At 62.3% G+C, this 10659-nt stretch carries 11 protein-coding genes; 6 read left to right on the top strand and 5 right to left on the bottom strand.

Going from position 1 to position 10659, the window contains the following annotated elements; translation table 11 throughout:
* The coding region (locus QQK95_RS20370) for a hypothetical protein (RefSeq protein ID WP_284275992.1) at positions 1-300 on the top strand (300 nt) is incomplete at its 5' end.
* A 210-nt stretch (positions 301-510) separates the two neighbouring features.
* On the opposite strand, the gene QQK95_RS20365 is transcribed toward QQK95_RS20370, so the two are convergent.
* Positions 511-1125: a TetR/AcrR family transcriptional regulator gene (locus QQK95_RS20365; RefSeq protein ID WP_010909235.1), complete on the bottom strand. Its 615-nt coding sequence runs from the start codon at positions 1123-1125 to the stop codon at positions 511-513.
* Between the two features lie 91 nt (positions 1126-1216).
* On the opposite strand from QQK95_RS20365, the gene QQK95_RS20360 reads away from it, so the two are divergent.
* The 5 genes from QQK95_RS20360 to QQK95_RS20340 are packed head-to-tail and all read left to right on the top strand — an operon-like array spanning position 1217 to position 5784.
* Positions 1217-2302, top strand: a complete 1086-nt coding sequence (locus QQK95_RS20360) for a polyamine ABC transporter substrate-binding protein (RefSeq protein ID WP_284275990.1) — start codon at positions 1217-1219, stop codon at positions 2300-2302.
* Positions 2303-2315: 13 nt separating this feature from the next.
* Positions 2316-3176: an ABC transporter permease gene (locus QQK95_RS20355; protein ID WP_284275988.1), complete on the top strand. Its 861-nt coding sequence runs from the start codon at positions 2316-2318 to the stop codon at positions 3174-3176.
* A gap of 1 nt (position 3177) precedes the next feature.
* The gene (locus tag QQK95_RS20350; RefSeq protein WP_284275986.1) at positions 3178-3960 is read left to right on the top strand and encodes an ABC transporter permease; all 783 of its coding nucleotides are present in this window, start codon (positions 3178-3180) and stop codon (positions 3958-3960) included.
* Positions 3957-5021 (top strand): ABC transporter ATP-binding protein, encoded by a 1065-nt coding sequence (locus tag QQK95_RS20345; protein ID WP_284275984.1) that lies wholly within the window; start codon positions 3957-3959, stop codon positions 5019-5021. The genes QQK95_RS20350 and QQK95_RS20345 overlap by 4 nt, the downstream gene beginning before the upstream one ends.
* 1 nt (position 5022) lies before the next feature.
* Positions 5023-5784 carry an MBL fold metallo-hydrolase gene (locus QQK95_RS20340; RefSeq protein ID WP_284275982.1) on the top strand — a complete coding sequence of 254 codons (762 nt, stop codon included), beginning with the start codon at positions 5023-5025 and terminating at the stop codon, positions 5782-5784.
* Positions 5785-5790: 6 nt separating this feature from the next.
* Here QQK95_RS20340 and QQK95_RS20335 read toward each other — a convergent pair whose 3' ends face one another.
* The 4 genes from QQK95_RS20335 to QQK95_RS20320 form a co-directional block, all read right to left on the bottom strand.
* Positions 5791-6492: a TetR/AcrR family transcriptional regulator gene (locus QQK95_RS20335; RefSeq protein ID WP_284275980.1), complete on the bottom strand. Its 702-nt coding sequence runs from the start codon at positions 6490-6492 to the stop codon at positions 5791-5793.
* Positions 6493-6581: 89 nt separating this feature from the next.
* Positions 6582-8009 (bottom strand): amidase, encoded by a 1428-nt coding sequence (locus QQK95_RS20330; protein WP_284275978.1) that lies wholly within the window; start codon positions 8007-8009, stop codon positions 6582-6584.
* A 97-nt stretch (positions 8010-8106) separates the two neighbouring features.
* Positions 8107-9141 (bottom strand): extracellular solute-binding protein, encoded by a 1035-nt coding sequence (locus QQK95_RS20325; protein WP_284275976.1) that lies wholly within the window; start codon positions 9139-9141, stop codon positions 8107-8109.
* Between the two features lie 553 nt (positions 9142-9694).
* Positions 9695-10621, bottom strand: a complete 927-nt coding sequence (locus tag QQK95_RS20320) for a hypothetical protein (protein ID WP_284275974.1) — start codon at positions 10619-10621, stop codon at positions 9695-9697.
* Between the last annotated feature and the right edge of the window lie 38 nt (positions 10622-10659).

The following is a 10659-nucleotide window of genomic DNA, read 5'->3' as shown; positions in this document are numbered from 1 at the left end:
ACCCGCCTCGATACGCCGCCCTTCTCAAACCGTCATCACCCATTTTCCGCCATAGCTCGTATCCCTGCCATCGTCGCTTCATTGTGGAGCGGCGAACAGACAGGAGCGCAGGCATTGCAGAACTTCATCACCATCAAGACCAGCAAGACGGAGATCGGCTTCAACGGTCTGAGGGACTGGTATCTCTTGACCCACTTCGGGCGGTATCGGGTTGAGCGGTACAGGGACCTTGATGGCAACATCAGATGGACGCGAACCGATACCGTCGGGGAGGCTCAGGAGCTAAGCGGAGCATCGTAAAAGTTGGCGAGCCGTCCTTGACATCAGGTACACCGCTCGGGCACAAAGAGGTACACCGAGCTTAACCGCTTCGGGGGAAGAGCCCCTTCTACCCCCTTGATTTTTAACGGTTAGTTCGGGTGGAACGCCTCAGTTGGATTTGGCATTTAGCGCCGTCCGGGGGCACCAGTCTCGCCGGACATGTTGGTTGCCAGAATGAGGCTACCCCAATCACACCCCGATCGCCGCCACCAATATCCGGTTCTGCCGGCGTATCGCTGCGCGCAGCTCCGGAATCCTGGCCTCGTCGCGTTTCACGAATTCGATGAACATCATGTTCATATTGTTGAAGATCAGTTCGCCGAGCGCCGCGCCATCTATGTCCTGGCGCACCAGGCCAATCTCCTGCAGCCGGGCGATCAGTGCGCGAATCTGTTCGGTGAGTGAGCGGTCGAGCGCGGTGTAGGCCTGGCCGAACGGGCTGTCAGGCAATTGCGTCGAAATCGCCATGGCCTGGCGCCACATCTCCTTGCTGAGATAATGCAGCGAGTGCTCGATATAGATGCCGATCAGCGTGTCCAGCGCGTCGCCGACATTGGCCGGCGGCCTGGCGACGACGCCGCGCCCGGCATTGAGCACCTCGTTGACCTCCAGCGAGACGATGGCGCCGAGGATGTCGCCCTTGTTCTCATAGTAATTGTAGATCGTGCCGATCGACACTTCCGCCTGCGCGGCAATCGCCTCGATCTTGGCGCCCTCATAGCCGGCCTCGCGGAAAAGTGCTGCCGCCGCCTCGATGATGCGCCTGTGCCGGTCCGCCTTTTGCCTTGCCCGCAATCCGCTCATAGCAGCCTCTTGCCACAAAAACAGAATTGACTCAATTTTAGAATTGGTTCAACTTTTTGCAAGAAGCCACAAAGGCAAGGGAGAACACTCGATGTCCGTCAAATCCGGGAATCCGCTTTGCATCCTGAAGCGCCATCTGCATGCCGCCTGCGCCGCCACGGCCCTGCTGCTTGGCGCGGGCAACCTCGCCGAGGCCGCCGATCTCAACGCGCTGATCTGGTGCGACCATTCCGATCCCGCACTTCTGCAGCCTTTCGAAGAGGCCAACAACGTCAAGGTCAACGTCAAGGAGTTCGAGGGTACAGGCGCTGGCCTGGCCATCGTCGAGCAGTCGCAGCCCGGCGACTGGGACGTGATGGTGATCGATAGCATCGACGTGCCGCGCGGCGTCGAAAAAGGCCTGTTCGAGCCGCTGCCGGAGGACAAGTTGCCCTTCGCCGACCTCTTCCCGCAGGTAAAAATGGATGGCTCCACCGTCGTCGGCGGCAAGCGCTACGGCATCACCGAAAAGTTCGGCTACAACACGATCGGCTTCAACAAGACCAAGGTCGATCCGGCCGACATGCAGTCCCTGGCATCGCTGACATCAGACAAATACAAGGGCAAGGTCGCCATCTACGACTATTACCTGCCGGTCATCGGCATGGCGGCACTGGCCATCGGCAAGAAGACGGCTGAGCTCACCGAAGCCGATCTGCCGGCGCTCAAGGACGAGCTGCTCAAGATGAAGGCCAACGCCAAGCTGGTCGGCGAAGTCACCGCCAGCCAGACCGCCCTTGCCACCGGCGAGGTCGACATTCTGGTCGGCGGCGGCGAATGGGTGACGGCGGGGCTGGCCAAGGAGAACCCGGCCCTGGACTTCTCGATCCCGAAAGAGGGTGCGGTGCTGTGGTCGCAGTCGCTGGCCATGTTCAAGGATTCCAAGAACAAGGACATGGCGCTGAAATTCATCCAGTACATTATGAGCCCGGAAGGCCAGGCGCGCCTTGCCACCTCATCCTGCTATTGGGGCATGCCCGCCAACACCAAGGCGGCGCTGACCGACGACCAGAAAAAGGTGCTGCGCTTCGACGAGCAGCCGGGCTTCCTCGCCCGCGCCCAGGCCTATCCCGCGCCGAACGCCGATCTCGACAAGAAGATGCAGGACATGTGGACCGAAATGCTGCAGGCGAAGTGAGCGGCCGCTGCGCATGAACTCGGCGGGAAACAACTCTGTGCCCCGGGCAGGCTCTGCCCTGCCCTGGGCGCTGGTGACACCGGCGCTCGGCTGGACGCTGCTGTTCTTCGTGCTGCCGTTCATTGCCATGGGGTTTTCCAGCCTCACGGCGCATGAAGGCGGCGGCTTCACGCTTTCCAACTACAGCCAGTTCTTCACCAATCCCTCCTATTGGCAGGCAATGGTGAACTCGCTGGAGGTGACGGCCATCGTCACCGTGGTTTCGGTGCTGCTCGCCTATCCCTTCGCCTGGATCCTCGCCGAACAGGTGCCGGAACGCTGGCAGCGGCTGGCGCTGATGCTGGCCGTGCTGCCCTTCTGGACGTCCTATGTCGTGCGTTCCTATTCGTGGCTGCTGGTGCTGGCGCAGAACGGCGTCATCAACCGCGCGCTCACCGGTTCCGGCTTGATCACCGAGCCGCTGCAGCTCGCCAACACGCGTTTGGCCGCCGCCACCGGCTTCGTGCATTTCTTCGTCATGCTGCTGACGCTGACCATTTTCGCCAACCTCAAGCAGCTCAGCCCGAGCTACCGCAAGGCGGCCGCCGATCTTGGCGCAGGACCGGTGCGTACCTTCCTGCATGTCATCCTGCCGCTGACCTTGCCGGGCATCATGGTCGGCGCCTTCCTCACCTTCGTGTTGTGCATTGGCGACTACATCACGCCGCAGATTCTGGGCGGCAACAACGAGCTTTTGATGCCGCAGCTGGTGATGATGCAGATCGGCCGGCGCGGCGATTTTCCCCTCGCCTCGGCCCTGTCGATCATCCTGATGGCGGTCGTTACCGTCGCCTACCTTGCCTGTGCCCGCTGGCTGAAGATCGAGCGGGCCTGAGATGCGCAGGATCATCCGCGTCGCTTCCTGGCTCTACGCGCTTGCCGTCTACGGCTTCATCTTTCTACCTGTTGTCGTGCTGGTGCTGTTCTCGCTGCAGGCGACCTCCTTCCCCATTCCGCCCTTCACCGGCCCGTCTCTGCGCTGGTACGACGCGGTTCTCAGCGACGTCAGGCTGACCTCGGCACTGGTCAACTCGCTGCTGGTGGCGTCCATCTCCTCGGCCACCGCGGTCACGCTCGGCTTCCTCTCCGCCTGGGGTTTCGCGCGCTTCGTGCTGCCGGGGTCCGGCCTGCTGCGCGGGCTGATCACGCTGCCTTTGACGGTCAGCTATCTCATCATCGGCATGGGCCTGCTGGTGCTGTTCAACTGGGCCGGCGTGCCGAAATCGCTGCTCGCCGCCGGCATCGGTCACGTCGTGATCAACCTGCCGCTGTGCTTTGCCATCATCTACAGCCAGATGGGCGATCATCAGATCAACATCGAGCGCGCCGCGCGCGACCTCGGCGCGTCGGAATGGAAGGTGCTGCTCTTGATCACCGTGCCGGTCATGGCGCCGGCCATCTTCGCCGGCTTCTTCCTGTCGATGACTTTCTCCTGGGACGAGTTCGTGATCTCCTTCCTGCTCACCCGCTTCGACACCACGCTGCCGGTGGAGATCTGGAATCTGCTGCGCTCCGGTCTCAACCCGAAGACCAATGCCGTCGGTTCGCTGGTCTTTGCCGTTTCCATCGTGCTGGTCGTGCTGTTCGAACTGACATTGCTGCGCCGGAGAAAGACATGACCGCGCCCCTGGTCGATATCCGCGCCGTCTCGCACCGTTTCGGGCAGCTGGCCGTGCTGAAGAACGTCTCGCTGCGGATCGAGCCCGGCAGCTACACCATCCTGCTCGGGCCGTCGGGCTCGGGCAAGACGACGCTGTTGTCCATCCTGGGCGGCTTCGTCACGCCCAGCGAAGGCAAGGTGTTCATCCGCGGCGAGGATTGCACCGCGGTGCCGCCGGCCAGGCGCCCGACGACGACCGTGTTCCAGGATTATGCGCTGTTCCCGCATATGAGCGTCGGCGGCAATGTCGGCTTTGGGCTGCGCATGCAAGGTGTCGACGGCGCGACACGCGCCGCAAAGGCGCGCGAGGCGCTGGCGCTGGTGGGGCTGTCCTCCGCCTTCGACAAGAAGCCGCATCAGCTCTCCGGCGGGCAGAGGCAGCGCGTGGCGCTGGCGCGGGCGCTGGTCATCGAGCCGGCGGTGCTTCTGCTCGACGAGCCGCTCGGCGCGCTCGATCTCAAACTGCGCCGGCAGATGCAGGACGAGTTGAAGGCGATTCAGAAGCGCGTCGGCACCGCCTTCATCCATGTCACCCATGACCAGGAAGAGGCGATGGCGCTGGCCGACCATTGCGTGGTGATGAATGACGGCCGCATCGAGGACGAAGGGCCGCCCGAGCGCGTCTATGCCAGGCCGGCGACGCGTTTTTCGGCGACCTTCATGGGCGAAAGCACGATCCTTGCCGGCAAGGTCACGGAAGCCGGGGACAGGACAGGCACGGTCACGACGCCGGCCGGACCGGTTTCGGTGCGCAGCGCCTTGCCTGAGGGCTCGGCTGTCGCACTGGCCATCCGGCCGGAGCATCTCATGCTCGGTGGGGCCGCCGGCACCGCAAGCCTCGGCATGGCGAAAGTGAGCGATGTCGTCTTCCAGGGTAGTTTCAAGCGCGTGCTTGCCGTCTCCGTCGAAGACCCCTCGCTGCAGTTCATCGCCAAGCTGCCGGCGTCAACCACCGTCCAGCCCGGCGACACGCTTGCCGTTTCGTGCGATACCGACCAGATCATCGTCTTGGCGGACTGAAATGGGATCCCTTCCGGTCATCGACGCACCAGACTGGTACGAGACCATCCGCATGGCCGACGGCGTCACGCTGATCCACGAGCCGTGGATCAAGCCGTTCTTCCGCTGCAACATCTGGCATGTGCGCGGCCGCGACCGCGACCTTCTGTTCGACACCGGCCTCGGCCATTTCAGCCTGCGCAAACACGTGCCGCTGGTGAGCGAGCGCAAGCTGACCTGCGTCGCCAGCCACACGCATTTCGACCATATTGGCTGTCATCACGAATTTCCCGACCGCTGCGTGCACCGGGCCGAAGCAAAAATTCTCGCCGATCCGCGCAACGAATGGACGGTGGCCGACCGCTATGCGACCAACGATATGTTCGATGGATTGCCGCAAGGCTGGGAGTCGTCCCGCTACCGGATCATGCCTGCCCCGGCCGACCGCCTGCTCGCGCATGGCGATGTCGTCGATCTCGGCGACCGCGCCTTCGAAGTGATCCACACACCGGGCCATTCACCCGGCGGCATCGCGCTCTACGAGAAGAAGACCGGCATACTGTTGTCCGGCGACATCATCTATGACGGCCTGCTTATCGACGACGTCTACCATTCGGATATGTCGGACTATGTCGAGACACTGCTCGCCATGCGCGATCTCGATGTCTCGGTCGTGCATGGCGGCCATTTCCCGAGCTTCGGCAAGGTGCGCTACCGCCAGCTGATCGACGAGTACCTGGCGCAGAAACGCCAGGCAGGCTGCCACCTGCGGCAGCGCCCCTGAGAGCAGCTACGGCATCAATTCAAAATGCCGCGGAAATGCCTGATGCAGCAGGAGCAGCATGGTCTTGCGCAGCACATTGGTGTCGCGGCTCGATGGGTTCAGATGGTCCCAGTACCATGCGCCGTGAACCAGATAATTCAGGCTCTCCGACAAGGTGTTGATGTCGACACCGGCATAGCCGCCGCTGCGCGCAATCTCGATCAGCAGCTCGCGCGCTTCGGCGGTGTAGGCGAGATCGCTCGGCAGGCCGATCTCATTGTAGATCTGCATGCTCTTGCGGTCGCTTGAGAACACGACAAAGACCGATACCCATTTCGGATGCTGCCGGGCGAAACGCTGCGCGCAATCGACGGCGCCCAGCAGCCTTTCGACCGGCGACAGGCCGGGCGCCCGCACCAGGCTGATCCACAGCGCGTCATACTGATCGCTGAGATACTGAAGCACGGCCCGGAACAGGTTTTCCTTGCTGCGGAAATGAAAGACGACCAGCGCGTTGGACGAGCCGACATGTTCGGCGATGCGCTGCATGGTGAGGCTCGCCAAGCCCTCCTCCGCGATGAGTTCGATGGTGGCGTCGATGATGCGCTGCACGCTGGCTTCGCCGCGCTCGCGCCGGCGGTCCTTGGGCGGCGCGGCATCGTTTGCCGCGCCCTTGGTCGTCGCGAGCTTGCGTTTCTCCGGCTTTGCGGTCGCCTTGCGTTGCGCCATTTTCGTCAGGCCTTTCGGACCCGCGGCGGAGATATCCCGCCGCATAGATTGCTTTGCCACATGGCACGCCGGCCCGTCCCGGAAATCGCTCAGAGCGACGGGCGTGTCGCCGTGCTCCCATACCATTGCCCCCGCGCCGTTTCATAGGCCAGCCCCGCCCGGAAGACATCGGCGTCGCTATAGGTGCGGCCGACGATCTGGATGCCTGTCGGCACGCCGCTGGCGGCGTGGCCCGATGGTATGGACAGAACAGGGCAACGGCTCAGCATGTTGAACGGCGTCGTCATCACCCAGCCCAGCGAGGGGTTCACCTCCTTGCCGTTGATTTCGACCCTGTCCCTGGTCTGGTCGAACTCCGCCGGCACCGCGGGCAGCGCGTTTGTCGGGCAGATCAGGACATCATAGGTCTCCAACAGCGGGCCGAGCGTCTGGTACATTCTCGCCGCCACGTCCAGCGTCGCGACGAAGTCGGTGGCCTTGGACTTCTGCCCGTCCTCGGCGAACCGCCGGGCATAGCTGGTCATGTCGCCGGCGTGCTCCGCGAGCAGTTGCGACAGCGACGCGCCGAACAGGTGTTCGAGATAGGCCATTCCGGCCTTGAGCACCCCATCATCCCAGCCGAGATCGACTTCCTCGACCGTGGCGCCGAGCGAACGGAACACATCGCAGGCGGCGAGCGTGTTCTTGCGCACGTCGGGGTCGATCTCGAAGGAGCCGAGATCCATGGAAAGGGCGATCCTCCAGCCTTTGATCGGCTTGTAGTCGAGCGGCAGGCGCAGCTTGGGACGCAGCGTGGCGATGTCGAGCGGGCTCGGTCCGGCCATGACGTTCTGCAGCAGGATGGCGTCCCTGACATTTCGCGCCAGCGGCCCGGTGTGGCAGTAGAAATCGAGGTTGAAGGGCGGCTCGTCGGGATTGCGGCCGTAAGGCGGCTTGTAGCCGACCAGACCGCAGGCCGAGGCCGGAATGCGGATCGATCCAGCAATGTCCGAACCGGTGGCGATCGATGATGTTCCGGAAGCGAGCGTGGCCGCAGCACCACCCGACGAGCCGCCCGGCGTAAAGTCCGTATTCCATGGATTGCGCGTCACCCCCCACCGCTTCGACCAGGTGTATCCGGCACAACTGAATTCCGGCGTCGCGGTGCGGGCATGTACGATGCCGCCGGCCTTCATGATGCGCTCGTTCATTGTCGAGGTGTGGCCGCCCAAAGCATCCCTGGACAGCAGCGAGCCATGCGAGGTCGGCTTGCCCTTGATGTAGCTCTCATCCTTGATGCCGATCGGCAGGCCTTCCAGCGCGCCGGTCCTGGCGCCCCTGGCGTATTTCGCCTCGGCCCTGGCGGCCAGCTTCATCGCCTCTTCGAAATGCGTGAAGGTGAAGCAGTTGATCGCCGATCTGGTGGCTTCGGCGCGGCGAATGGTGGCCTGCATCAATTCGACGGGCGAGAGTTTCTTCGCCTTGAACAGCCGCAGCGCCTCATGGGCCGGCATGTAGCAGAGGTCTAGATCGGACATCGGAAATCTCCTGCGATCGCGAGACCGCACCTGGCATCGAGGGTTGCCGGACCGCGACGCGCGGTCCGGTGAGTGTGGTTGGCTTGTTCCGGCGACGCTATTTCTGGAGGTCCGTCCAGATCTTCGTGTAGAGCGCCTGCACATCCGGTGGACAGGCCGGCATGAACTGGCCCTTGGCGGCGAATTCAACCGGAACGTCCACTTCCGGCGCCGTCTTCATGTCGTCTGGCATGAAGGCCTCGGAGCCCTTGATGCCGTTGGCATAGCGGGCGAAGGCCGAGATCATCGCGGCGTTCTTGGGATCCATGATGAAATTCTGGAACAGCTTGGCGTTCTCGACATTCTTGGCGTCCTTGAGGACGGCGACATTGTCCATCCAGATCGGAAAACCTTCCTTGGGATAGCCGTAGACGATCTTGTCGTTCTGCAGCCGCTCGCGCAGCGATATGCCGTTCCAGTTGACGCCGGCGGCGATGTCGCCCCTGCCCAGGCCGTCGACGGCCGCGTAGTCGAGCGAGAGCCATTTCGCCTTCGCCTCGACCAGCTTGTCGTGCACCTTCTTCAGCACCTGCATGTCGTTCGTGCAATATTTGCCGCCCTCATAGGCGATGGCGAGGAACATGATGTCCCCCATTTCGGGCACGACATTGATCTTGCCGACTAGCTCCGGCGGCGGGTCCAGGAAAATCGCCGAGGTGTTCGGATCGCCGGCATAGACCGACTTGTTCACCGAAATGCCTGTCGTCCCCCACTGCCACGGAACAGTGTATTTGCGGCCCGGATCGAAGGGAACGTCGACCCATCTGGGATCGACATTCTTGAAATTCTCCATCTTGCTGGGGTCGGTCTCCAGGAGCAGACCTTCGCTGATCCAGACCGGCACGACGCTGGCCGACGGCACGACGATGTCATAGCCGGACGCGCCCTGGCGGACCTTGGCCAATGCGGTGTCGTTGGAATCATAGTCGGTGACGGTGACCTTGACTTTATAGGTCTCCTCGAACTTCTTGATGAGGTCCGGGCTGGTGTAGTTGCCCCAATTGTAGATGTTGAGTTCGCCATCGGCGCGGGCAACGCCTGTCGCGGCGAGCAGCGACAGCCCGACGGCCGCCGCGGTCAGTTTCCAGTTCATGCTAGTGCTCCCATTGTTGGGACCGGTTGCGTCGCCGCATCGGTCCGTCTCCTGCTGATGAACAAGCCTGACTGTGCCCTTCGGCCCAAACGCACCGGCTGGCTGTCAAGATATTCCCCTTTTCGCGGCCATTCACGGGCGGATGCCAGCTGACCGACTTGATCGTTCGCAACAGGACTAAATGTAACTAACTATACAGTCAATATGTTTCGGCGACTTCAATGGCACACCCTGGCTGGCGCTCCGGAACTGGTCGGTTCCGCGAAGCGCGTACAGAGGCCGGTTGGCTGATTTTAGCCAGGCCAGGAAGATGCATGAGGCCGGTTAAGACCTCGGCAGCCAGCTTTCGAAAGAGACGAGTCGCCGTTGATAGCCGGCGAGCTTGGTCAACCCGTCGCTCTCAACCTGTTGGAACGGCAGCGGCTGCTTGTCGACTGCGAGGCGGTGCTGCGCGGTGCCGCCGCGCCAGAGCTCAAGCCGAGAAGGCCCACTCCCGGTGGCACCGGCGCGCTCCTTGCCGTCGATCTCGTCGACCAGTCGCTTGATCCCGGGGTCAGCTTGAAACGATCGCCGGAAGCGAGATCGTGTAGCGCGGTGTCTTTCCCCGCCTGATCCTGCGCCATTGCCTAAATCGCTCTCTCAGATGGAGAGGAGGTTTCTCGTAGATCGGGTCCGCCAGACCAGCCAGACCATAGTAGCCGTCGAGTATGTTGGTGCGCAGCAATTCGCGCTCCTGGGTGTAAAAGCCGAAATGGGCAACGATCAGGTCGCCAAAAATCTTGCCTGGCCGGTCCAGCCTTGCCGGCAGCGTCGCCGACAGCCACTCTTCCTCGTCACCGCCCGACGGCGGCTGGAAGCGCTCTCCCAGGCTGACAATGTCCGATCCAAAAAAACCGAACGCATTGATCGAGAAGCGCGACAGCCTGATCTCCCGGTCCGGCACGCGGAAGTCACCGAGCCGGTTGGAACGGACGGCTTCAATGAACACCGGGTGAAGCGCCTGCGGAAAGCTCGCATAGGCCCAGGAGAATTCGCAGGACGCCTGGCAGGTGAGCGGACCGTCCACCAGAACCTTGGAGAGTTGCTTGATCAGTGAATTGCAGATCGCGTTGTTGATGATCAACGGCGCGTACCAGATAGCCGATCCTCTTTCGACCATGACCCTTGCCATGAATTTTTGGAAGAAGCCGTCCTCGACAAAAACCACGTCATCGTCGAGGCGAAGGTAGAAAGCATCGGGATCATCGCAAAAACGGTAGAAGTCACCGATGACATTGATTCCGCCATCGGCATGCGGAAGTCTTTTGATCCTGCATCGCGGATCGGAAGCGGCCAGTTGTTGCAGGTAGGCGCGGTCGGCTTCGTTGCGGCAATTGTCCCACAGGTGCCACTCATGCACGTCAGGGCTTTTCAGGACGTGATGCCCCAGCAAGCGAAGATATTTCTCGCGGCCGGCCGGCGTCACAACAATCAGTTTCATGGAATGCTCGTCCTATGAGTGGCAGCGCAGCCGGCTTG

Source organism: Mesorhizobium huakuii, assembly GCF_030160235.1.
Classification (GTDB): domain Bacteria; phylum Pseudomonadota; class Alphaproteobacteria; order Rhizobiales; family Rhizobiaceae; genus Mesorhizobium; species Mesorhizobium huakuii.
Note: the sequence above shows the minus strand (reverse complement) of the source record. Positions and strands in the feature narration are given on the sequence as shown.

Excerpts from the sequence above, each read along its gene's own strand:
- QQK95_RS20365 (WP_010909235.1), bottom strand. The coding sequence starts at position 1,125 with ATGAGCGGATTGCGGGCAAGGCAAAAGGCGGACCGGCACAGGCGCATC.
- QQK95_RS20360 (WP_284275990.1), top strand. The coding sequence starts at position 1,217 with ATGTCCGTCAAATCCGGGAATCCGCTTTGCATCCTGAAGCGCCATCTG.
- QQK95_RS20355 (WP_284275988.1), top strand. The coding sequence starts at position 2,316 with ATGAACTCGGCGGGAAACAACTCTGTGCCCCGGGCAGGCTCTGCCCTG.
- QQK95_RS20350 (WP_284275986.1), top strand. The coding sequence starts at position 3,178 with ATGCGCAGGATCATCCGCGTCGCTTCCTGGCTCTACGCGCTTGCCGTC.
- QQK95_RS20345 (WP_284275984.1), top strand. The coding sequence starts at position 3,957 with ATGACCGCGCCCCTGGTCGATATCCGCGCCGTCTCGCACCGTTTCGGG.
- QQK95_RS20340 (WP_284275982.1), top strand. The coding sequence starts at position 5,023 with ATGGGATCCCTTCCGGTCATCGACGCACCAGACTGGTACGAGACCATC.
- QQK95_RS20335 (WP_284275980.1), bottom strand. The coding sequence starts at position 6,492 with ATGGCGCAACGCAAGGCGACCGCAAAGCCGGAGAAACGCAAGCTCGCG.
- QQK95_RS20330 (WP_284275978.1), bottom strand. The coding sequence starts at position 8,009 with ATGTCCGATCTAGACCTCTGCTACATGCCGGCCCATGAGGCGCTGCGG.
- QQK95_RS20325 (WP_284275976.1), bottom strand. The coding sequence starts at position 9,141 with ATGAACTGGAAACTGACCGCGGCGGCCGTCGGGCTGTCGCTGCTCGCC.
- QQK95_RS20320 (WP_284275974.1), bottom strand. The coding sequence starts at position 10,621 with ATGAAACTGATTGTTGTGACGCCGGCCGGCCGCGAGAAATATCTTCGC.